The organism is Olivibacter sp. SDN3, assembly GCF_014334135.1.
In the GTDB taxonomy this organism is placed as follows: Bacteria; Bacteroidota; Bacteroidia; order Sphingobacteriales; family Sphingobacteriaceae; genus Olivibacter.
Genome location: NZ_CP060497.1, coordinates 1,616,727 through 1,641,759, shown reverse-complemented (window position 1 = coordinate 1,641,759; position 25,033 = coordinate 1,616,727). Strand labels below are relative to the sequence as shown.

16 protein-coding genes are annotated in these 25,033 nt (G+C 43.2%); 7 read left to right on the top strand and 9 right to left on the bottom strand.

The annotated features are described in order from the left end of the window. The first annotated feature begins 20 nt into the window (after positions 1–20). Positions 21–1,544 carry a glutamate--tRNA ligase gene (gene gltX, locus H8S90_RS06585; protein WP_187341773.1) on the top strand — a complete coding sequence of 508 codons (1,524 nt, stop codon included), beginning with the start codon at positions 21–23 and terminating at the stop codon, positions 1,542–1,544. A gap of 11 nt (positions 1,545–1,555) precedes the next feature. Continuing rightward, complete coding sequence (gene rsgA, locus H8S90_RS06580; protein ID WP_187341772.1) at positions 1,556–2,476, top strand: ribosome small subunit-dependent GTPase A; 921 nt, start codon at positions 1,556–1,558, stop codon at positions 2,474–2,476. Between the two features lie 70 nt (positions 2,477–2,546). On the opposite strand, the gene H8S90_RS06575 is transcribed toward rsgA, so the two are convergent. Beyond that, positions 2,547–4,916, bottom strand: a complete 2,370-nt coding sequence (locus H8S90_RS06575) for a prolyl oligopeptidase family serine peptidase (protein WP_187341771.1) — start codon at positions 4,914–4,916, stop codon at positions 2,547–2,549. A gap of 201 nt (positions 4,917–5,117) precedes the next feature. Then, positions 5,118–5,681 (bottom strand): ribosome recycling factor, encoded by a 564-nt coding sequence (gene frr / locus H8S90_RS06570; protein WP_187341770.1) that lies wholly within the window; start codon positions 5,679–5,681, stop codon positions 5,118–5,120. A 594-nt stretch (positions 5,682–6,275) separates the two neighbouring features. Here frr and thrA point away from each other — a divergent pair. The 3 genes from thrA (at position 6,276) to thrC (ending at position 11,137) form a co-directional block, all read left to right on the top strand. Continuing rightward, positions 6,276–8,723 (top strand): bifunctional aspartate kinase/homoserine dehydrogenase I, encoded by a 2,448-nt coding sequence (thrA, locus tag H8S90_RS06565; protein ID WP_187341769.1) that lies wholly within the window; start codon positions 6,276–6,278, stop codon positions 8,721–8,723. Positions 8,724–8,749: 26 nt separating this feature from the next. Then, positions 8,750–9,727 carry a homoserine kinase gene (locus H8S90_RS06560; protein ID WP_187341768.1) on the top strand — a complete coding sequence of 326 codons (978 nt, stop codon included), beginning with the start codon at positions 8,750–8,752 and terminating at the stop codon, positions 9,725–9,727. Positions 9,728–9,823: 96 nt separating this feature from the next. Continuing rightward, the gene (thrC, locus tag H8S90_RS06555; protein WP_187341767.1) at positions 9,824–11,137 is read left to right on the top strand and encodes a threonine synthase; all 1,314 of its coding nucleotides are present in this window, start codon (positions 9,824–9,826) and stop codon (positions 11,135–11,137) included. A gap of 70 nt (positions 11,138–11,207) precedes the next feature. Here the strand turns inward: thrC and metG are convergent, their stop codons facing one another. Continuing rightward, the gene (metG, locus tag H8S90_RS06550; protein ID WP_187341766.1) at positions 11,208–13,277 is read right to left on the bottom strand and encodes a methionine--tRNA ligase; all 2,070 of its coding nucleotides are present in this window, start codon (positions 13,275–13,277) and stop codon (positions 11,208–11,210) included. Positions 13,278–13,487: 210 nt separating this feature from the next. Here metG and H8S90_RS06545 point away from each other — a divergent pair, with 210 nt between their 5' ends. Both H8S90_RS06545 and H8S90_RS06540 read left to right on the top strand, forming a co-directional pair. Beyond that, positions 13,488–14,387 carry an LD-carboxypeptidase gene (locus tag H8S90_RS06545; protein ID WP_187341765.1) on the top strand — a complete coding sequence of 300 codons (900 nt, stop codon included), beginning with the start codon at positions 13,488–13,490 and terminating at the stop codon, positions 14,385–14,387. Positions 14,388–14,453: 66 nt separating this feature from the next. Beyond that, positions 14,454–14,858 (top strand): DoxX family protein, encoded by a 405-nt coding sequence (locus H8S90_RS06540; RefSeq protein WP_187341764.1) that lies wholly within the window; start codon positions 14,454–14,456, stop codon positions 14,856–14,858. 180 nt (positions 14,859–15,038) lie between these two features. Here the strand turns inward: H8S90_RS06540 and H8S90_RS06535 are convergent, their stop codons facing one another. From H8S90_RS06535 to H8S90_RS06510, 6 genes are all read right to left on the bottom strand, one after another. After that, positions 15,039–15,764 (bottom strand): DUF4397 domain-containing protein, encoded by a 726-nt coding sequence (locus tag H8S90_RS06535; RefSeq protein ID WP_187341763.1) that lies wholly within the window; start codon positions 15,762–15,764, stop codon positions 15,039–15,041. 142 nt (positions 15,765–15,906) lie between these two features. Next, entirely contained in the window at positions 15,907–18,237 is a 2,331-nt protein-coding gene (bglX, locus tag H8S90_RS06530) for a beta-glucosidase BglX (RefSeq protein ID WP_255501847.1), read from the bottom strand. 49 nt (positions 18,238–18,286) lie between these two features. Continuing rightward, entirely contained in the window at positions 18,287–20,029 is a 1,743-nt protein-coding gene (locus H8S90_RS06525; protein WP_187341762.1) for a family 43 glycosylhydrolase, read from the bottom strand. Between the two features lie 50 nt (positions 20,030–20,079). Continuing rightward, entirely contained in the window at positions 20,080–21,900 is a 1,821-nt protein-coding gene (locus tag H8S90_RS06520) for a family 43 glycosylhydrolase (protein ID WP_255501846.1), read from the bottom strand. Positions 21,901–22,007: 107 nt separating this feature from the next. Beyond that, on the bottom strand, positions 22,008–23,402 hold the full coding sequence (locus tag H8S90_RS06515) for a glucoamylase family protein (protein ID WP_255501845.1): 1,395 nt from the start codon (positions 23,400–23,402) through the stop codon (positions 22,008–22,010). A 113-nt stretch (positions 23,403–23,515) separates the two neighbouring features. Continuing rightward, entirely contained in the window at positions 23,516–25,021 is a 1,506-nt protein-coding gene (locus tag H8S90_RS06510) for a RagB/SusD family nutrient uptake outer membrane protein (protein WP_187341761.1), read from the bottom strand. Positions 25,022–25,033: the final 12 nt, after the last annotated feature.

Below are 25,033 nucleotides of genomic sequence, written 5' to 3'. Positions count from 1 at the left end.
AATTTATCTAAGTTTGCGCTATGTCTACAGAAAAGAAAGTAAGGGTACGGTTTGCACCCAGCCCTACCGGTGGATTACACTTGGGAGGCGTTCGCACGGTTTTGTTCAACTATCTATTTGCGAAGAGCCATGGCGGCCAATTTATATTACGCATTGAAGACACCGATCAGACCCGTTATGTTGCCGGGGCCGAGGAATACATTAATACCTGCTTAAAGTGGTGTGGACTGGAACCCGATGAAAGCCCTGAAAAGGGCGGTAATTATGGTCCCTATCGTCAAAGTGAACGTAAATCTCGTTATAAAGGTTTTGCAGAGCAACTCGTTGCCGATGGCTACGCCTACTATGCTTTCGACACTCCCGAGGAACTGGACGCGCAGCGTAAATCGGTCCCGAATTTTAAGTACAGCCACGAAAACAGAAATCAATTAAGAAATTCGCTTACTATCGATGAGGCTGAAGTTAGCTCACTCATAGCTAGCGGAGCACCTTATGTTATCCGGATAAAAATGCCCATCAATGAAACCGTTAGTTTCGACGATATGATCCGGGGAAATGTAAGCTTTGACACCTCACTGGTGGACGATAAAGTATTACTGAAGGCAGACGGAATGCCCACCTATCACTTGGCCGTTGTGGTGGATGATTACCAAATGAAAATAACGCATGCCTTCAGAGGGGAAGAGTGGTTACCGTCAGCTCCTGTTCATGTCTTGCTATGGGAGTATTTGGGCTGGAGCGAGGAAATGCCTCAATGGGCACATTTTCCACTAATTCTAAAACCAGATGGCCATGGAAAGCTCAGTAAAAGAGATGGCGACCGTCTAGGTTTTCCGGTATATGCGATGAACTGGAAGGATCCACAAACGGGAATACTTACCCAAGGATTCAAAGAACTTGGTTTTTTACCAGAGGCATTTATCAATATGCTGGCACTGTTAGGTTGGAATGATGGTACCGAACAGGAACTATTCTCCTTACAAGAACTCGCCAACAAATTCACCATAGACAGAATCAGTAAAGCCGGTGCCAAATTTGATTTCGAAAAAGCCAAATGGTTTAACCACGAATGGATTAAGCGTTTGGACAATGCTGATCTTGGCCCTTACATTAAACGTTTGTTGGCCGCTCATGAAGTGGTTGTAGAAGATGAAAAATATCTATACAGTGTATTATCCCTAGTCAAAGATCGCCTTATCTTTATGGACGACTTTTGGGAACAAGCCGCTTTCTTTTTCGTACGTCCGGCAAATTACGATCTGGATGCTATTCAAAAAAAATGGAACGATGAAAAAACTGACTTTTTCCAGTCGATTATCCCCCAACTCGAGGCTTTTGAGCCATGGCGCACTGAAGAGTTAGAGCATTTTTATAAACTCGCTATTCAATCAAGCGGATTAAAGTTGGGAGAGTTGATGTTGCCGTTTCGTGTGATGCTTGTAGGAGGCAAATATGGACCACATGTTTTTGATATTGCCTCGCTGCTTGGTCGTGATGAGACCATTGCACGGATGAAAAAGGGACTAGCGGCAATATTAGCCTAAGCCAATAAACAATGAAAGGGCTCGTAACAAAATCTACCGGTAGCTGGTATACGGTACAAACAACCGATGGCAAACGCTATGATTGCCGTATCAAAGGAAAATTCCGAACAAAGGACATAAAAACCACCAACCCGATAGCTGTTGGAGACTGGGTTGATATTACACTCGAACCCGAGCAGCAAACAGCCATTATTACCCACCTGCACGATCGGAAGAACTATATGATCCGAAAGTCTATCAACCTATCCAAACAGGCTCAAATTATTGCTGCTAACCTCGATCAGGCATATTTGGTCGTCACACTGGCATCTCCTCCCACATCACTGGGGTTCATAGACCGGTTTTTAGTAACCGCAGAAGCGTATGACATTCCTGCTGGCGTCATTTTTAATAAGCTGGATTTATTTAGCGATGAAGGCCTTGCTATTCTTGAAGAATATCGTGTTATTTACGAGGATTTAGGTTATCCATGTTTTGAGGTGTCAGCCTTAATCGGAACGAATGTGGAAACTATTGCGGCGTCTCTTGCCAATAAAGTGACGTTAATTTCCGGACATAGTGGTGTTGGAAAATCTACCCTTATTAACCGATTGGTTCCCGAGGCCTCATTACGTACAGGAAAGATCTCCAACTGGTCGGACAAAGGCAAGCACACCACTACATTTGCCGAGATGATTATGATAAACAAAGGAAGTTATATCATTGACACACCGGGCATACAAGAACTAGGCGTAATAGATATCGAGCAACAGGAACTCGGACATTTTTTTCCCGAAATGCGTGAGTTGATGCCAGACTGTCGTTTCAACAACTGTCGGCATATCAACGAACCCGGGTGTGCCGTATTGAGCGCGCTAGACGATGGTCGTATAAGCCCAAGCAGATACGACAGTTATTTAAGCATTTATCACGGCCATGATAGTAGGAATTAACAGATATGACGAAACGGGCTAAACACGGATAATTAAATCCCGTCCAAGCCGATAAAACCTACTTAAAGGGCTAATTATTCAGTCTTTCTTCAAAGAGTTTTAAGATACGTTTATATTCATCTGTCCAGCTACTAGCTTCCACAAAACCATGATCTTCTACGGGAAAAACAGCTAATTCCCAGTTCTCTTTTTCCAGCTCAATTAAGCGCTGGCTCAAACGTACGATATCCTGAAAATGCACGTTCACGTCAACCATTCCATGACACATGAGCAAGTGCCCCTGTAAACCATCAGCAAAATTTATAGGAGATGATCTTTCATAGGCTTTGGGATCGTTATAAGGTGTATTTAAAATATTGGACGTATAACCATGATTGTAATGTGCCCAGTCGGTAACTGAGCGTAAGGCTGCTCCCGCAGCAAAAACATCCGGCAAGTTGAACAAGGCCATAAGCGTAATAAACCCACCGTACGAACCTCCGTAGATTCCCACATTGCTGGGGTTCACGCCATATTTATCAACAAGCAATTTAACACCATCCTCCTGATCGGTCAAATCCTTTCCACCCATATGTCGATAAATGCCCGTTCGATGATTTCGCCCGTAACCTGCACTAGCCGTATAATCGATGTCCAATACGGTATACCCTAGATCGACCAGCAGATTATGGAACATATACTCCCTAAAATAAGAACTCCACCAGTGGTGTACATTCTGTAGGTACCCTGCCCCATGTACAAAAACAACGGCAGGTCTACTTTCTTTGGGTTGTTGGGGCTGAAACAACCGGGCATATATCGTATCACCGTACCTATTGGAGAAATTAATTACTTCAGGTGTCTTCCAAGCATAGGATTTAAATGCCTCCGACCGGGATTCTGTTATTTGTACAGCTTCTGCCCCCGCTTTGTTTTCCTGTAAATACAACTCCCAAGGTGTATGACTATTTGAATAACGTATAGCCAACCATTTTTCATCGGGAGAAAGCTGCACTTCATTTCCACCTTTCATTTGGGTGATCTGACGCATGTCGCCACCCCTAACAGGTAAGTGGTAAAAATGGGTAACTCCTGGATGTTCTTTATTTGCGGTGATGTAAAATCTGCTTTTATCCTTCGAAAGTTGAACAGATTGCACTTCAAAATTTCCAGCTGTAAGCTGTTTTTTCTCTTTTGTATGCATGTTTACCGTATACAAATGAGAGAAGCCGGAAACTTCGCTTTGGAAATAAAATAACTCATCGTCTACCCAACCTACAGTTCCTCCGTTCCAACCGCCAATACCCGGCCCCGCAACCCAAGCGTCATCATGTTGCCTGTCCAATAGTTCAAGCACCCCGGTCTGCGGACTCAACTTGGTGATCCAGCGATCTTTATGATCTTGGGCTACCACAACAACTACTGCGTGGCTTCCCTTTGGGCTCCAGTATACACCGGTTACATTCACTTCCCGCTCAGGATTTAACTGCAGCAAAGAATCTTTCTTTGCAGGATAATCTTCATAAAAAGACGGTATATCGTACATTCCTTCCAGCTGTGATGTTACTATCTGCATTGCGGTATCTCGATCTACGCTATAAACAAAACCAGCGGTGGCACCTCCTTGGTTATCCCCCACTTTAGTACGTGTTTGCATATCTTCTGTATAGCCTGAAACAGTAACGTAATTAGGTACAACGGTGTTATTGTTATCTTTCGTTGTACGATGCTTTAGGTAAGCAACGTGCTGGGCATCAGGACTGGCAAATACATTACGAAGCAACTCATCCTCATCTATTGCCAGTTCATGAAGTTCTGCTGGTTTTTTCAATTTCTCCAGCGAGTCCTTGACAATTTCTTGTGTGCGCCGACTCTGTAACACCTCAAATAATCGGAGTTGATCTTCTTTTAGCCATTGATTCTGTGCCGAATGCTCCTGCTCTTCACGGTTTCTCCTGTTGCCCTTGACAAAGTTTGTCAGTTGTTTTTCCCCATGGTCATCCAGTGCTCGTAAAAAAATGTTGTCGCCTCTTTTAAAAAGAATCCCTTTTCCATTAGCAGTAAATTGCGGAAGTGATTCTTTTTCTACGGTTTGGGTTATTTGTCTTTCCTTCTGGGATTTGACATCCCGCAAAAAAACGTCACCATTGCGTATATATACGGCCTTTTTCCTGTCATCTGTATATTGTACCTGCGTGGCAAAAGTCTGTACAAAATCTTCCGCCAACTCCTTGGGAGCTAACTCCCGCACATCAATACTGTAGAGGGGGTTATATGCTTTCAAATCAGGATTCCATCTAAAATATAATTTGCCATTAAAAGCATCCCAAGAAATATCTTCCGGAAATACGCCCATCCATTTTGGGTCACGCATAATTTTTTCAACTGTTAAGGTTGATTTTTGCTGTGCAAATAGGGGGTTCAGAAAAAAAAAGAGGAGATAAGGTACGAGGTGTTTCATGATATTTCCAAAATTTGCCCTAAAATACAAGCATTTTTTAAAGCGACATCTTTTCTTGAGCAACAATTTGAATATCCTTTTACGGAAAGGTAAAAATCGTACAATATGTGCTGAAAATCCATAAAAAAATCTGTGAGCGATGGCTCACAGATCTCCATTTATAATTATGTAAAACTTAAATTATAATCTGCTGTTTAGGCCTTAAACGGTCATAATATCCTTCTCTTTAACTTCAGCAAGTTTATCAACCTTTGCTATAAAGATATCCGTAAGCTTCTGTACCTCTCCTTCACCGATTTTTATTTCATCTTCAGAAAGACCATCGTTTTTCAATTTCTTAATGCCATCATTAGCTTCCTTACGAATATTACGGACAGCAACTTTTCCTTTCTCCGTTTCTTCTTTTACTTTTCGTACTAATTCTTTTCTCCGTTCTTCCGTTAGCGGTGGAACGGCCAAACGAATGATGTTACCATCGTTTTGAGGATTTAGCCCGATGTTTGAATCAATAATTGCCTTCTCTATCACCGGAAGCATACTCTTTTCCCAAGGCTGAATAACCAAGCTACGTGGGTCTGGGGTATTAATGGTACCCACCTGAGCCAAAGGTGTTGGGGTTCCGTAATAGTCTACATTGATTCCATCTAACATCGATGGCATCGCTTTACCTGCGCGAATTTTTGTAAGCTCCGACTCGGTATGGGTAATCGCTTTTTCCATAGCATCGCTTGCTTCTTCTAATTGTAACTTTATGAGGTCATTCATATGTATATAAAAGTTTTTTTAAGGCCATATGAAATATTCATGCTATGCACATGGAAGGAGACATGAATATTTCATGATATCGCAAAGATTTCGCTCAAAAATAAGGTTTTTTATTCAATGGCAAAACAAGCATTTATCAGTAGATTCAATTCTACGTTTCACGCGAAACATGTACCGCGTATCCAGTATGTGATGTCTGCCAAGAAATCGCTGATTGATCATCTTGCGTAATTAGGTATACACGCGTTTAAAAACGTATCCTTAAACAATCGTCTGCGTTTTTAGAATTTTAAATTTTTTTCAATATATCTTGATAAATTAAAAATAAAACACTTACTTTACTGCCAATAACAAAAAATGAAAACAAACACTATTATTACAACATCCATTATTACCACCACCGGGACACCGTGTCACCGAGGGAAGTAATTTTTATGTTGTAATAACAGCGATAAAGGACATAAAAAGGCGCTTCTCTCCATGAGAAAGCGCCTTTTTTAATGACCAAATTTTTAAAGTCGAAGAGCGGTGTGTTATCATTTTAGCGGCTTTTACTGTTAAAACTTTTTATAAAACGATTATTAAACAAATTAGATGAAGGTACTAAAGTTCGGTGGCACCTCAGTAGGTTCAGTGAAAAGCATCAACAACCTACTGGAAATTTTAAAGCAAGGATATGCCCAGGGAGAGAAACCAGTTGTTGTTCTATCGGCCATGAGTGGGGTTACGAATCTGCTCACTCAGATGGCCGAGGAGGCAGAAAAAGGCATAAGCTTTAACCACGCATTGAAAGAGCTGGAGCTGAAACACTTCACCGTTGTGAAACAGCTGATACAGCTTAAAAATCAGAATCCTGTTTTTACCCAGTTAAAAATCTTCCTAAATGAGCTGGAAGATCTTTTACAGGGCGTACTTAATCTACGGGAATTAAGTCTGCAGAGTAAGGATTTAATTGTAAGTTATGGAGAACGCTGCGCTGCCTTTCTGATCTCAAAAATTGCCGAACAGTACTTCCCGGAAAGTCTCTTTGTAGAAGCTACTTCACTCATTAAAACAGACAGTTCTTTTGGTAATGCGCGCGTTGATCTTTCGCTGAGTGAACAAATTATCCGGCACTTTGTGCAACAACATCCCCAGCGCTTTCTTTTCGTTACCGGATATATCGCCTCTAATGAAAACGGTAGGGTAACAACGCTTGGTAGAGGAGGGAGCGATTATACTGCGGCTATCTTTGGAGCCGCTCTACAGGCAGAATCAATTGAGATCTGGACCGATGTGGATGGCATGCTTACGGCAGACCCTAGAATGGTAAAGAAAGCTTTTCCACTACCTATACTGTCGTATACCGAAGCTATGGAACTGTCTTATTTCGGAGCCAAGGTTATCTATCCTCCAACCATGATTCCGGCATTCATGAAGAAGGTGCCTATCGTTATCAGGAACACTTTCAACCCCAATTTCCCTGGCACGCTTATTCAACAGGACAGCGGCCAAACACACTTTCCCATCAAGGGTATATCATCTATCAACGCTATTAGTGTAATCAACCTTACGGGTAGTGGCATGATTGGCAAGGCAGGTTTCAGTGGACGCCTATTTTCACTTTTGGCACGAAAGCAAATCAATGTAGTGCTTATCACGCAATCGTCCTCTGAACACAGCATCACCTTTGCGATTCATCCGACAGATGCACTTCGGGCACAACAACTGATCGAGTCGGAATTCGAGCTGGAGTTAATCGCAAAAAAACTGGAAGCACCCGTAATAGAGCATGATTTGTCTGTTTTAGCCATTGTTGGCGAAAACATGAAACAAACACCTGGGATGTCGGGCAAATTATTTTATGCTTTAGGCCGTAACGGCATAAACGTCAGGGCAATTGCTCAGGGCTCATCTGAATATAATATATCGGTTATTATCAATCAGGCAGACCTCTCAAAAGCCCTTAACGCCGTACATGATGCTTTCTTTACTGCGCTGAAAAAAACCTTACATGCGTTCTGTCTGGGAACTGGCAATATTGGATCTACACTTTTCAGACAACTATTGGAGCAGAAAGATTTTCTGCGCGACAATAACGATATACAGGTGAAGATAGTAGGAATTAGTAACTCTCGAAAAATGCTCTTTAACAACGAGGGGGTTAACCTAAACTCCTGGCAGGAAGCGCTTGATCAACAAGGAGAAAAAGCCGATCTGGCGATATTTATCGATCGGATGCAAAAACTCAATCTTCCAAATTGTATTTTCGTTGACAACACCGCCAGTGAAGCACCCATAAACTATTACCTGCCGATTTTCGAATCGAACATTTCCATTGTTACCTGTAACAAGATAGCCAACTCTTCTAGCTACGGACAATATAAACTTTTACGTGATACCGCACGGAAGCATGGCGTGGACTTTTACTATGAGACCAACGTTGGTGCAGGCCTTCCGATTGTTCGTACGCTAAAAGACTTGATGACCAGTGGCGACCGTATCATTCGCATCGAAGCCATCCTTTCGGGCACCATATCTTACATCTTTAACAATTTCACAGGCGATGCCTCTTTTCATGATATTGTAAAAACGGCACAGGAACTGGGTTATACCGAACCCGATCCAAGGGACGATTTGCGAGGCACAGATTTTATGCGAAAAATGCTCATTTTAGCTAGAGATGGTGGAGATGTTATCGAACCAGCCGATGTACAATTGGGATCAATTTTACCAGAGGCCTGCCTTCAGGCGCCTACCGTTGCTGCTTTTTATGAGGAGCTTAAAAAAGCAGATCCCTATTTTAACGATTTAAAAGAAAAAGCAACAAAGGAAAACAAAGCCATCAGGTATATCGGTAAATTAGTGAACGGTCGGGCATCAATTGATTTAGAATTGGTTGATGAAAGCCATCCTTTTTACAATTTATCGGGAAGCGACAATATTATTTCGTTTACTACTGAGCGGTATAAAGAACGCCCACTTGTAGTAAAAGGCCCTGGTGCAGGAAGCGAGGTTACCGCGGGAGGCGTATTTGCCGACTTGATAAATGTCGGGGCATAATTGCTTGTAAAGTATGATGATATAAGATGGAACTAACAACAGCAAAAACATCGGTAAACAATACCGGTAAAGAAAAAGACAAAGTACATGTATTTGCACCCGCCACGGCGGCCAACTTGGTATGTGGTTACGATATTTTAGGATTGGCGCTCGATGAGCCTGGTGATGAGGTAGTGATGGTACGTGCCGGAGAACCCGGAGTGCGACTTGTAAAGATAACCGGCGACGACGGAAGGTTGCCGCTTGACCCAACGAAAAACACCGTTAGCGCTTGTGTACAACTGCTATTGACGCACATCGGGAGAGAAGATGTTGGTGTAGAAATAAGTTTGCATAAGCAAATGCCCATTGGCAGCGGTCTTGGCTCCAGTGCTGCCAGTACAGTGGCTGGGCTTTATGCGATCAATCAACTGTTGGGCAGCCCCCTGAGTAAACAGGAACTTTTGCCTTTTGCTTTAAAGGGGGAAGAGTTAGCCTGTGGCCATGGCCATGCCGACAATGTCGCGCCCTCACTTTTTGGAGGTATTACCTTGATCAAAAGCTATGAACCCTTGGAAGTAATCAATCTTCCCGTGCCGAAAGACCTTTACTGTTCGGTAGTTTTTCCTCATGTAGATGTGCCCACCCGGGCAGCACGGCAAATGATCCGCTCTAAGGTAGAACTAAAGGAAGCCGTGGTACAATGGGGTAACATTGCCGGGCTGATCAGCGGTCTTTTTATGAATGACTATGGACTGATTGGTCGCAGCATGAAAGACGTGCTAATAGAGCCTACACGAGCAATCCTTATCCCTGAATTTTACGAAATGCGGGAAGTTGCCCTGGCTGCGGGAGCATTGGGCTTTGGTATCTCTGGCTCAGGACCATCTGTTTTTGCCTTCTCCACCAGCAAAGCGACTGCCGCCACCATAACCGCACAGCTAAGTGAACACCTAAAATTCAAAAATATTGACAGCAATGGATATACATCGGCAGTAAATATGCAGGGGCCGAAAGAATTTTAGTGTTTATGTGAAAACGACAATCATAATGAGAAAAGCATGCTTTTCGATTCATGAGTCCCGTTAAAAATTAAACACTAACAAAATGATTATATACGGATGAAGTTATACAGTACCAATAACAAAGACCTATCGGTTTCTTTTAGAGAAGCCGTATTTAACAGTTTACCTTCCGACAAAGGCTTGTATATGCCGGTTGAAATTCCTTCGCTTTCTTCCGATTTTATTGCTAAGCTCGACCAATACTCTTTACAGGAAATTGCCCTTGAAGTGGCAAAAAATCTCATTGGAAATCCGATTCCAGCGGCAGATCTGAATGCCCTGATCGCCGAAGCGCTGAACTTTGACGCTCCGGTAGTTTTTCTTGATAAACATACCGCTGTTCTGGAACTCTTCCATGGCCCCTCATTGGCCTTCAAAGATTTTGGTGCCCGCTTTATGAGTCGGGTTATGGCCTACCTATCCAAAGAAGAAAAAAACCATAAAGTACTTGACGTACTGGTGGCTACCTCTGGCGATACCGGCGGAGCGGTAGCCTTGGGTTTTCTGGGAGTAGCCGGTACCCGGGTAACTATTCTCTATCCAAAGGGAAAGGTTAGCCCTGTACAAGAGCAGCAACTCACCAGCAATGACCAAAATATACGCGCAATAGCCATTGATGGCACTTTCGATGACTGCCAAACCTTAGTGAAAGAAGCCTTTAATGATCCCGAATTAGCTTCCGCTTTTCGCCTCACTTCAGCTAATTCCATTAACATAGCTCGGCTAATCCCTCAAACATTCTACTATTTTCATGCCTATGCCCAACTGCTGCGACAAGGCATAAAAAATATCGTATTTGCTGTTCCCAGCGGCAACTTTGGCAACATCGGTGCCGGACTCGTAGCCCATAAAATGGGCCTTCCCGTTAAACACTTTTTAGCGGCCACCAATAGCAACGATACCGTACCGCGCTTTCTGGAAACCGACAGCTATGAACCTAAGCCATCTATACAGACATTGTCGAACGCCATGGATGTGGGTAATCCCAGCAACTGGATCCGTATTATGGATCTGTTTGAGAAAGACAGTAGCCTACTCAAGGAAAAAGTAACCGCTTATGCTTTCAGCGACGAAGATACCCGAAGAGGTATTGAAGAATTGTATACGGATTATGGCTATATTGCTTGTCCGCATACTGCAATAGCTTATTTGGCGACAGAAGCATACAAAGAGAAAAACCCTGGCGACTATACTGCGGTGTTTTTAGCTACTGCTCATCCCTGTAAGTTTCCGGAAGTTTTTCCTCCGGAAATATTAGCTGCAATCGATACGCCGGAACAAGTAAAATCTTTAGCTAGCAGACCCAGTAAGAAAGAAGAATTAGGCACAGCTTTTCAAGGTTTTAAGCAATGGCTGTTGGCTAATCGATAAGTACTATTTAGGTGTCATAGCCATAAGTTTAACACATTTATGACACCTAAATAAATAGTCTCTTCACAAACTACCGGATAATACTTCCCGGCTTTATGGCAGACTGGGGAGCTACAAAATCCAATCGCCCATCGACATCTTCAGCCATTAAGATCATGCCCTGAGAAAGAATTCCTTTGATTTCACGAGCTTCGAGGTTCACGAGAACCGAGACCTGTTTTCCCACAATATCTTCTGGTTTAAAGAATTCGGCGATACCGGAAACCACTGTTCGCTGATCGATACCGGTATCAATGGTCATTTTTAATAATTTTTTTGTTTTAGCAACCTTTTCAGCCGTTAAGATTTTACCTGTTCGGATATCCAAGGGTGTAAACTGATCAAAGCTGATATTTGCTTTTGCCGGTTCAGCAACTGCCGTATCCTTAGCATTATCAAGTTTCGCCTGAGCCAGCTTGGCCAGCTGTGCATCCACCTGCTCATCCGTAATTTTTTCAAACAAAAGCTGCGTTTGTCCCAAGAGGTGCCCTTCTGCCAACAGTTGCGCATTCCCGGCCGTGTCCCACGAGCGATCGTTAAAATTCAACATATCGAAAAGTTTATCGGCCGTAAACGGTAAAAATGGTTGCGAAAGAACCGCTAGGTTAGCCGCTATTTGCAAACTGATATTCAATACGGTCTTGACCCTTTCTTCATCTGTTTTTATCAGCTTCCAAGGCTCTTCGTCTGCCAAGTATTTATTACCTAATCGGGCGATATTCATAAAATGGGCCAGCGCCTCCCGGAATCGATACTGTTGCAAAGACGATTTAATGGCTTTTGGATAACGTTCAAGCTCAGACAACACCAATTTATCTTTCTCGGTGAGCTTTGTCGCGGGCATCACCGTACCACCAAAATATTTATGGGAAAGTACCAACACCCTATTCACAAAATTGCCGAAGATAGCTACCAGCTCGTTATTTACACGCGCCTGAAAATCTTTCCAGGTGAATTCGCTGTCGGAAGTTTCCGGTAAAATAGAAGCCAGCACATAGCGTAGTTCATCTTGTTTATTTGGGAAATCAGCCAAATACTCGTGCAACCATACCGCATGGTTTCTGGAAGTGGATAACTTATCGCCTTCTAAATTTAAAAATTCATTTGCCGGTATATTCTCCGGCAATATATACTCGCCGTGTGCATGTAGTATTGCCGGAAAAATAATACAATGGAAAACAATGTTATCTTTTCCGATAAAATGGATCAAACAGGCGTCATCCGTAGGGTCTTCCTGCTTTTTCCAGTATTTCTCCCAGTCGTTCCCTGTATCTGCCGCCCATTGTTTGGTTGCCGAGATATAGCCTATGGGTGCATCCAGCCATACATACAACTTTTTCCCCTGTGCTTCTTCCAGCGGAACATCTACCCCCCAATCCAGGTCGCGCGTCATCGATCTAGCCTGGAGCCCCGACTTCAACCAAGAACTACATTGTCCGTAAACATTTGATTTTAGAATATCTTTTTTACCCACCAATAACCACTCTTCCAGCCAGGTTTGATATTTATCCAACGGAAGATACCAGTGTTTCGTTTCTCTGAGTACAGGCGTTTTCCCACTTAAGGTAGATTTCGGGTTAATTAGATCGGTTGGGCTCAATGAAGTGCCACATTTCTCGCATTGATCGCCGTAGGCTCCTTCATTATGACAATTTGGACAAGTTCCCACAATATATCTGTCTGCCAAAAACTGATGGAACTCTTCATCATAATATTGCTCAGAGAACCTTTCAATAAACTCGTTCTTGTGGTACAGGTTAAGAAAGAACTCCTGCGAGAGTTCATGATGTATTTTAGCCGATGTTCGGTGATAAATATCAAAAGAAATACCAAAACTATCGAAGCTTTCTTTTATCTGTGTATGGTACTTATCAATGATTTCCTGCGGACTTATTCCTTCCTTTTTGGCTTTTATGGTAATGGCCGCTCCATGCTCGTCCGAGCCACAGACAAAAGCCACATCCTTATTATTCATTCGAAGAAAACGAACAAATATATCGGCAGGGATGTAGGCCCCTGCTAAATGCCCTATGTGTAAAGGCCCATTAGCGTAAGGAAGGGCCGATGTAATGGTATAACGTTTAAAATCTTTTGTTTTCATCTATGGATTTTAGGTATTCGTTCCAATAACTATAAGCATCGAAACTAGGGATTAGAAGCTAACCGCAACTTCTGCCAGCTATCTCCATGCATTTCCCTTAACAATTTATTACTTATTAAACTCACGCAACAAACCCAACGCACTAATTTCAAAAATGATTTGCTATTCCGGCAAAGATACATCAATTTGCGGTTTCCTAATAAAATAGATATGACGAAAACACCAGCATACTTAAAAAAAGGCGATAAGGTAGGAATTGTATGTCCGGCATGGAAGGCAGAAACAGACATTAATCCCGCAATTAAGTTACTGGAAGCTTGGGGGTTGGGAGTTATTATAGGAAAAACTGTTCATAGTAGTTATCGACAGTACGCCGGAAGCGACGAACTACGTACAGCAGATTTTCAAAACATGTTAGATAGCGATGAGATAAAAGCCATATTTGCTGCCAGGGGAGGTTATGGCTCGGTCCGTATAATTGATGAGATAGATTTTACTTCTTTCGAAAAAGATCCCAAATGGATTATTGGCTTTAGCGATATTACCGTTATTCACAGTCATATCCATCAATTATTCGCTATTCCTACCATACATGGGCAAATGCCCCTGACTATTCCAGATGCCACTAAAGCATCATTAAACAGTCTGCAAGATACGCTTTTTGGCAAGAAACCGTTCTATACATATAAAAGCAAAGCGCCGCATGTACCAGGTGAGGCTACAGCGCCCGTGATAGGCGGTAATCTGGCATTGCTCGTAAGTGTGTTGGGTTCAGTTTCTGATATGGACTATGACGGTAAAATTTTATTTATCGAAGATGTAGGCGAGTTTTATTATGCTATTGACCGCATGTTATATACACTTAAACGTGCCGGTAAATTAGCTAAACTCCAAGGGTTGATTGTAGGTGGTTTTACAAATTTGAAAGATAATAAGGTAGCTTTCGGGTGGCATATTTCCGAGCTTATTAAAGATATCGTTGGCGCATACGGATATCCTATTGCGTTCGATTTTCCTGCGGGACATATCGACGATAATTATACCTTGATTTTGGGCCGGGAAGCCACTTTAAAGGTAACACAGGATACAGTTTCTCTACGCTATATATAGCTTAGCGATGTTATCGTTACCGAACCTTGACACGATATTTATAACATGTAATAATAAAAATTAGATATGGCAATATTATCAACTCTAGGAAATTACAGAAATACTGGCTTACTGCTAATACGTGCAGTATTAGGCATCATGTTTATCATGTACGGATATCCAAAAATAGCAGGGGGCCCAGAGATGTGGAAAGGTGTAGGCGCTGCTATGGGCAATGTAGGCATTACGTTTGGACATTCTTTTTGGGGCTTTTTGGCTGCCCTTACTGAAACGCTAGGTGGCTTTTTATTGATCATCGGCTTTGCTTTTCGTCCAGCAACATTATTATTAGCTTTTGTGATGTTCATAGCAGCGCTTTTCCACTACAAAACAGAAGGTTTTATGTCTGCATCGCACCCTATCGAGCTAGGTTTTATCTTTATCGGTCTAGCCTTGATCGGGCCAGGAAAATACAGTGTCGATAAACGTTAAAAAGAAAAAGAGGGAGCACAAAGATGGCCAGTGATTTTAAGGATAAACTACAAGAAGAATTAAAAAAGCCAATCTACAAATATGCATTTGGATTGGCTTTCCTGTTAATGATTATTGCTTTATCGCTTAAGTTTGGATTTCTATTAGGTAAATGGCTGTATGCCTTGTTTAATTGACATGTTATTGATGTTGGAAAACACCCACAACTAACGGTGTTTGCGTTGTATCTATAATCCCTCTCGTCAAAATGGTATAGTATTTACCTGCGTTGAGGGCAATAACTTCATCACGAAGGGCAAGCTCTGTTCCGTCAGTATCGGTCACCTGTATGGTATAAGATCCTTCGTCAACCGCTGTAAAATCTGCATTTGCTTCTGCCGATGCCTGATCATCAATAGCACGATTGCTGAACACCTCCGTTGGTGTTCCACTGTTAATAAGATTTACATTGACCTCCGGTGTATTTTCGGATAAATGAAAAAAGCGCACATAGGCGTTGCTCTGATCATAATCTTCCGGTGTCTTGTCTGCAACCAAAATGCTCGAAACAGTATCCTGATGACCGTAAAAGAAAGAGGTATAAAACGTACTATCTTCCAGTGTGATGGTACTATCCACAACAGTCGTGTTAGTCCCGGGTATACCAGCACTTAATAACCTCGATCCAGGATAGGCGGGCAAATAGCCAATATATTTCCCATACTCCAGAGGTTGCCCTCCTGTAGCCGTATTGATGTTATTATTGTCTAACATAATACCTAACGCATCTGCACCAGCATAAGCATTTACAAAATTTACATAGGCGGTCGGCATATAAACCGGATCAGAGTCTGTATTACAAGCTTGAAAAGCCAGTCCCCCGGTAAGCATAGTTACCAGTAAGACTAAATAGTTTTTAATATTCATATCGTTTTTTTTAATCGTTAGTTTAGTATATATTCAATTAATTTATTTTCTATGCTGCTAACAATACGACTGGTAAACGAGAGAAATCCTTAAAAAGCTACAGTCTTCTTTGGTATTGGTTAAATCATTTTGTTTGCACCGGTCACTCATTCAATGTAAATTGTGCTTCCTTTACATCTCTGGCATTTCCGCCAATGTATACTTTAAAAGCTCCCGGCTCCGCGACATAATCCAAATTGGCATTATAAAACTTTAAATCGTCGACCCCTATTTTAAACTCAACAGCTTTACTTTCATTTGGTTTTAGTGAAACTTTCTGAAAGCCTTTCAGTTCTTTTACCGGACGTGTAACACTACCGACCAAATCCTGCGTATAAAGTTGTACCACTTCTTTGCCTTCAAGATTACCGGTGTTGGTTACGGTAACAGTTGCAGTAACCGAATCGCCTGCTGCAAAACTATCTTTGCTCAAGCTAATATCACTATAAGAGAAGGACGTATAGCTTAAACCGTATCCAAAGGGATAAAGCGGTTCATTATCTACATCCAAATAGTTGGATCGGAACTTCTCGAACCATTTTCCTTCGACAAGTGGTCTTCCGGTGTTTTTGTGGCTATAATACAAAGGAATCTGCCCCACATTTTTGGGGAAAGTTGCTGTCAGTTTTCCCGAGGGATTTACATCACCGAACACCACATCGGTAATCGCTTTGCCCGCTTCTGTACCACCGAACCATACATTGAGTATAGCTGGAACATTTTCTTCTTCCCAAATAAGGGTTAACGGTCGACCGGTAAACAATACCAATACCACTGGTTTTCCCGTTTTTAATAATTCAGCCAGTAAGCGCTGTTGTCCGGATGGGATATCCAAATCTGTACGGCTAGAGCTTTCACCACTCATCTCCGAGCTCTCGCCCAGAGCCGCAATAACCACATCTGCTTGTTGTGCCGTTGCAAGGGCTTCTTGAATAATCTCTTCTTCCGGGCGGCTGTCTCTCGGTATTTCACGGCCAAACATGGTGGCTCGCTCCTGATAGCTTGCATCATCCAATAGGTTGGATCCAACGCTATGTAATATATTTACCTGACTTCCCAATACTTCTTTCATTCCTTCCAATAAGGATTGCGTATGCTCCAGGTCGGCATTGACACTCCAGGTACCGGGCATATTACTACCGGTATTGGCGAGGGGACCGATCAGCGCTACCGTTCCTGTTTTTTGAAGTGGCAAGGTGTTTTTTTCGTTTTTCAATAACACAAAAGACTCTCCTGCTACCTGCCGTGCTAAAGAGCGGTGATCTTCCGAGAGAATCTCTTTTTTAGCCCGCTCTTCATTACAATAGCGAAAAGGGTCTTCAAATAACCCAAGTTTATACTTTGCTTCTAACACCATTCTACAGGCTCGATCAATTTCTTCCTCGCTCACCTTACCCTCTTCCAAGGATTGTTTAAGCGTGGTCAAAAAACCTTCTCCCACCATATCCATGTCTACGCCCGCTTTTAAAGATAATGCAGATACCTGCTGCAGGTCGCCCAAGCCATGATCAATCAATTCGTTGATGGCGGTATAATCGGTTACCACTAAGCCTTTAAAGCCCCACTGTTTGCGCAGTACATCCGTCAATAACCAAGGATTTGCAGATGCGGGAAGGCCGTTAATGTCATTAAAAGAAGTCATTATGCTTCCTGCGCCTGCATCGACCGCTGCTTTATACGGTGGTAGATATTCATTGTACATCCGATGCAAACTCATGTCGGTGGTATTATAATCGCGACCGGCTTCTGCCGCGCCGTATAAGGCAAAATGCTTCACACAGGCCATTAGCGTGTTGGGAGCGCCGAGGTCATTGCCCTGCAGCCCCTTTACCATGGCTGCGGCAATTTCGGCGCCAAGGTAAGTATCTTCGCCGCTGCCTTCGGAGATACGGCCCCAACGGGGATCACGGGAAATGTCTACCATAGGCGAAAAGGCCCAGTTCAACCCATCTGCACTGGCTTCGGTAGCGGCTACACGGGCAGTACGCTCAATAAGTTGCATGTCCCAGGTAGCCGACAAACCTAAAGGTATGGGAAACAGTGTTTTATAGCCATGAATAACATCTTGTCCGAAGATGAGCGGAATTTTTAAGCGGCTATGGTTAACGGCCAACTCCTGTGTTTTGCGCACACGGTCTGGTGTAGTTAAGCTGAATACACCCCCCACTTCCCCTGCTCTGATTTTCTTTTCCAGATCCGTGTTGACCGCCGACCCGGTGGTTGCTTCCCCTCCCGTTGGAAGGTTCAGTTGGCCGATTTTTTCCTCTAGCGTCATCTTCGCTAGGAGATCCGAAACAAAGGCGTCCATCGGTTGGTCGACAGGTTTCGATAAGGATGTCAGCTTCTTAGTTGTTTTTCGCTGCGCTTGCACTGTTATTGGCTCTGCTAAAAACAATGCTGCGACCAGGGTTGGTATGATTATTTTCTTCATCATTTTAATATAATTATAGGTGCCTACCTATCAGTAGGAATATGTTGATTGCTTATTTCACTTCCTGAATTGCTGTGCGTTCGGAAACGCCGTTCTCATTAATGGCCTCGATACAGAAGTAATAGGTCTTATTTTTATCCATCCCCTTATACCAATAATCGTTGCCATTATATACCATAATCGTATTATAAAGCTTATCGGGATGGATGCCTAAATGAATATTATAGGCGTAGGCGTCATCTACGGGCCGCCACTTCAACCAGGCACTGCGCTTATCCTCTTCTCCGCGCAAGACCAAGAACTCTCTTACGGCTTCCGGTTTTTCCCCAAGACCATTGCCAAAAACCCGTAATCCACTGATCGCAAACTTTCCTGTAGGCACATGTACGTTTTCCAATTTCAGATAACGTGCTTTAACCGGCTTTTCCAGTTCGATATAGTCATGCGGAACATCTTTCTTGTTTTGGCTCTTATCCACGAGCACTTTCCACGATTTACCGTCAATCGAGTGATGCAACTTATATTGGTGATAAAACCCTTCCTGCTTGCCAAGAAATTCGGCATCCTGATCGGCATAATTGAGCTGTACAGCTCGAACTTCGGAAACTGCTCCCAAATCGCTTTCCAACCACTCTCCTTTATCGCCCGTTGCAGCGCTCCAATAGGTTTTGATATCTTCATCCACTGCATTATTGGCGCCGTATGCTGCGCCTAAGGTAGAAGAAACCCGCACCGGTTTATTGAAGTTCAGCAACATCCAGCCAGTAAAACGACTTTCCAAGTGATCGGCACCATCGTTTGGTAGGTAATGTGGATAGTCGCCAAAAGCGGTGTTGGTATACATCACGTCATCTTGATCGAAACCCGCCGGCCAAATACCCAGACGTCGCTCAAAATTGTTCTTTACACCGATTACGATGGAAGAAACGTGCCAATAATTACCATATATATCCTGATAGGTTGCACCATGGCCTGCGCCACGGGCGAAACCTCCCGGTTTATAGCTAAGCGGAAGCGACTGATGTTCATAAAAACCCAGTGGTTTATCCGAAATGGCTACTCCATCTGCGTAGCCACTGAATTCTGTCCCTGGAGCAGCATACTGTAAATAGTATTTACCCTTGTGTTTGGTCATGTGCGCGCCTTCCATAAAGGGCTTTAGAAAAGTATTATCGTTATATTCACCGAAGCGGTGCCAACCCAAACGATTATCGTCCAGTAAGAGCAGCTCTTTACGTGCACCAATAGGTTGAAAGGTTTTTCTATTCACCTCTACACCGTAAAGGGGATACACATTACTACTGCCATTGAACTGATAGAGTTTACCGTCATCATCCACAAAAAAGTCGGGGTCCCAACCGCCGATTTCATACGCATGGATCGCTTCTTCCCATGCGTTGGCCTTCGGGTTGGTACTCATCCATATAGGAAAGTTAGTCGCATACGTAGAACCCATCACCAATAAGGTATCGCCCTGCACCCACACAGCTGGCGCACAGAGGTCGTCGTACACGTCGTGCTCCGCTCTTAAGAACGACCGGGAAACAAAGTTCCAGTTTAACATATCGCTGCTCCACCAATAGCCCCACTGGTTGGTAGAAAACAGGTAATAATCTCCTTGATAGGTAACAATAACCGGATCTGCTGTCGCCCGGTGCTTTCCCCATTCGGCAAAATTGGGAATAGGCAAAAAAGCATAATCCAGATTGATGGGGTTACAATAGGTTTTTGGCTGTTGTTGTGCCCGGACGCCAGCCGTAACTATCATTAGCCCCAGCATCAAAAATGCTTTCATCAGCATATATCGATATGCTTTCAAGTGAATTTGTGGTATCTCCGATAGTATCATTTTACTTCCTGCACTTTAGTACGTTCCGAAACGCCATTTTCATTAAATGCTTCTATGGTGAAGTAATAGGTTTGCCCTGCTGTCAGACTCTTTAACTCAAGCGCATCATTATCATAAACCATCCACGAGCTATAAAGTTTATCTGGAGCAATACCCCAAAAGATGTTGTATCCCTGCGCATTTTCCTGGCCGTTCCAGGTAATCATAGCGTCACGCGGATCATCGCTACGTTGCACAGAAAAGCCCTTCACCTCTTTTGGCTGCTTCCCTTCGCCCAGACCGAAAACCCTTAAGCCCGAAATCGCCAGGTGAGGCGTGGGCACATGGACATTTTTATATCGTATGTACCGTGTTTTCGCCGGAGCTTCCAACTGTACGTAATCATTAGGTGTATCTTTAAAACTATTGTGTTTATCGATAATTACTTCCCAATGGTGTCCATCAACGGACCCTTCAATAACGTACCGATGATATAAGTTGGGAACCCGCCCAAACAGATTGGACTGGTAGTCGTGATAATTGATCTGAAGAGCATAAACGTTAGACGGAGCAAGTAGATCAATTTCTATCCATTGTTGATCGCTATTGTCGGCCGCTAACCAGAAAGTTTTCATCTCTTCGTCCACTATATTTTGTGCTTCATGTTTACCTTTCTGCGAAGAGGCCTTAACTGGTTTTTTATAAGAAAGCAACATCCAGCCTGTAAATTGGCCTCTTTTTATCGGGGTGGCAGGAGTATAATGCGGATAATCTCCAAAATAAGTGTCTGAATACATCAGTCCGTCTGCATCAAAATAAGTAGGGAACACACCAATGCGCCGTTCCCATCCCACATTCGCCGCTACCGCCATGGTTCCGAAGTGCCAATATTGCCCGGCAGGCCCCTTCACGGTACTACCATGACCAGCTCCATTGGCATAACCTCCTGGCTTGTAAACGATGGGGTTATTCGGGGCATAATGATAAGGTCCTAAGGGATCGTCGCTCACATAGACCCCATCGCCATACACATTAAACTCCGTCCCTGGAGCTGCATATTGCATATAATATTTATTATCATGTTTGGTTAACCAAGGGCCTTCAATGTATCCCCTCAACACGGTATCCGAATGATTTTCACCAAAGCGCTCCCAACCATGTTTATCGCCATCAAGGTTAAAAAGTTCGTGCACTTCTTTAGACGGTAGAAAACGGTTTGTTCGATCTAGCTTTTTTCCACGTATAGGGAATTTATTCGAAGAACCCCAGAACATATAAGCCTGTCCGTCATCATCGATAAATAGATCAGGGTCTTGCAATTGATTTAAAACTGAGGGGACCGCTTTCCAGTCGCCCTTCTTGGGATTATCCGTATAAAGTACCGCCATAGAACCCGAAGGATTACCGGTTACATACAAAACAGAGTCTTTATAATTATGTGCGGCCGGAGCGTTAGAACCTTCAAAGTACCATTTTTCGGGTGTGATAAAGCTCCAATTGCTTAAATCAGTGGAATGCCAATAGCCCATCGAGCGAGTGACAAACATATAATATTCTCCTCTGAATTCTACGACAGCCGGATCCGCGCCTGAACGGTAAGAAATGCTATCAAAGCGAGTGGCGTAAGTATAATCTAAGTTGAGCGGATTACAATAAGTAGACTGCCCAAAGGTCGTATTTACGATCATGAGCACACTCCAAATCAAGCAATAAATAGATTTCATTTCAGGATAATCTTTTTTAACTAAATAGTATTGACTGTTTTTACGGTTTTCGCTACAAGGTTCCTCCGTATAGATCGCTGATGCTTTTCTGACTTTCTTAAACAGGATTTCCATGCCGTCAGTAAAAGAAATCTCGTTCCTTTTTCTTCCAGTTCTTCGCTATTTCCTGAAGTTTTAGGCTCCTGTTTAAATTGTTGATCTTATACAGGAACCCTCTTTACCTACAAGTTATGTTGCGAACTAGCAAAACCTAATTTTTTTAAACCTACTTTCACCTCTGGTGCACTCATAAACAGCTTCCATAATAATCCGCTTCGATGGTTTTCAATCATCACTGGAATAGGCCCCTGGTCGATGGCTAGATAACGTTGTGGAAACCAGTTGTCTGTTTCACTATAAGCATCATAGAAACCATATTTTCCCCACACTTTATCGCCAAGTTCATCATACAGGTACCGGATAACGTCCATACTATACTCCGGCGTATAAGGGAAAGATGATAAGGCTGCTGTAGGTGTGATCACGCCCTCATCTTCTTTCGGGCTATGTGCGGCATAACCTTTCACCGAATAGCTAGCGGTAAGGCCCCAAGCCTGTTCGCCATAACCCTTGAATTTTTTGGGGTTTTCAATACAGTATTCCCGCTGTATAAGGGTATGGTTTCTATTAAGTTCCCAGTAATCCGCATACTGATCTTTTAAGCCTCGTGGATCTAGTCCTAGGTAAGAATAATGTGCCCAGAACATCGGTCCTACACTTCCATCATGGAAATTATGGTTCAATTCCACCTTGAGGCCATACTGCTCGGCATCCGATTTAATTTTACCACTTCTAGCCCACCCTTCATGATAAACCTCCGCAGGTACACCATGTGTCGGCGAAGCGGCGGCCAATACATACATAATCAAGCATTCATTATAGCCTTCAACAGGAAAATTCATGTCCCATCCGTATTCAGGGCTCCAGTGCCAATACAATACGTTTTCGCCGTCTTTTCGGTACCAGTCCCATTCAATGGATTTCCAAAGTTCATCGGCCTTTGCGGCCAGCTGTCTCTCTTCGTCATTTCCTGCTTCCAGATATTGTCTTACGCAGATGAGGCTCTGTGCCATAAAGGCCGTCTCTACGAGATCACCACCATTATCTTTCTGGCCAAAAGGCTTGACTTTACCCGTAGGCCCATGCAGCCAATGCGGCCAAGCTCCGTGAAAACGGTCGGCTTTTTCGAGGTAATCAACAATTTTTCTGAGACGTTCAACGCCTTCTTGCCGTGTGATAAAGCCTCGTTCCATTCCGACAAGAATAGCCATGACCCCAAAGCCGCCACCGCCTGTAGTCACGACGTCATAGTCGTTCTGCGGGTACTCACCATCGATATGAATGCGCTCCCGTGCAAGCCCCGATGTCTCTTCAGCTCCTTCCCAGAAGTATTGAAAGGTTTGCTGTTGAACTAAGGTTAGTAGGGAGTCGTCTGAAAGGCTGTCGTTTTTTGCTTCGCCGGAATCTTCGGTTCGACCATTTTGATTTGTATTACACGCCGCAAAAAAAAGCACTGCAAATAGCGACAATAGTTTCATTAGATTTTTCTTCAGTTGCATCGTTTGTTTTAGTAACATAAAGGTTTAGCTTTTAGTAAATGACATGCTGATCAATTGGTTCTTCAACGAATAATACCGCTTTAAACTGATCTTAACCGCTTCGGTATTATTCGTTGTTTCCCAATACTTTATTAATAATTTGGATTTTGCACGAGTACACCGCCTGAACGATCAATTTCAGGCTGCGGGATAGGTAAATATCGATGACGTTCTTGGTATCCGGTTTTACCCGCTTCATGCATCACCTCTATGTCAATACCCCATCTTACTAGGTCAAAGAAACGCTCATTTTCCATTCCCAACTCTACTTGCCGTTCATGTCTAATAGCTTCGCGAAGTTCTACTTGGTCTTCGGCGGTTACTTCCGGTAACACTTCCTCGTTGTTTCCCCTAGCTCTTGCTCTTACCGTTTCCAGGTAATTTAATGCCGACACCCGGTCACCTGTCTCATTGGCCGCTTCAGCGGCAAGCAGTACTAAATCTGCATAGCGATACACCCGCATATTAAACCATTGCCCTTGTAAACTACCAGCTGAGCGCCGGATCGCCGGATCCGTGTATACTTTTTTACTCCAATATGGCCGTGGAAGTTCAGAAGTAGCCGCTGGGACCTCCTCTCCATAAGGTGTATTTATCTGACCAGAATACAAAAGGGTTTCATCCTTACGCGGATCTCCTTCTTCAAAAGCCGCGGCTAAACGCTCATTTGGTGTGTTCCAGCCCCAGCCCAAATCCCAAACTCCCCCGCCTCGCACGCCTTGTCTACTGGCGTAGTTTAAACCTACATCGGTTTGGTTCTGCGTGTAAAGGGCCTGTATTTCAAAAATGGATTCACTGCCATTTTCGCCAGATTCCCTGAATATCTGTTCATAAGACATGTTCAGGTTATATTCGCCACTTTCCATGACCATACGAGCGGTAGATAAAGCCTGTCCATACATCTGGCGAGCCATATACGATTTGGTTCTTAACGTTAATGCACTTCCTTTTGTTACCCGTCCAATGAAAGAAGGATCCCAATTGGTAGGTAAGTAAGCGATAGCCTCTTCCAAATCTTCATCTATTAACCCATATATATCTGCTACGGTTGCTTTGGGTTTTATGGCATCTTCTTGCCTAAGAATTCGGAAGTCAATCAAGGGTACTTCGCCAAAGGCCCTGACCATATCAAAATAAGCATAGGCCCGAAAGAATTTAGCTTCTCCAAGATTCACCCTTGTTACTTCGCTTTCCAACCCTACGGAATCGACCGCATCAATCACGTTATTGGCCATCGCTATCAGGTTGTAATGGTCAGACCAATATTGGTTTATCAACCAAAAGTCGGTCGTATACTGAAAATTATCAAAAATAGCTTCAGCATCGGCACCATCTGATACCGTACTGCCTTTATCCGCATCATCCGAACGGATATTATGTACCGCGATGTAGGGTAAGCTGCTGATTCCATCTTCACGCAGGGCCGCATAAATAGCATATACTTGCGCGTTCAAATCGCCCGGAGGAATGTCTTCCTCTATATACTCTCCTAATGGCTTTCTGTCAAGAAAATCTTTTTTACATGAAGTAATAATTACGGTTGTTAACAGCAGAATTACGACAGGCCAACTTTGTTTCAATATATTTAATGTTTTCATCTTTTTTCTCTC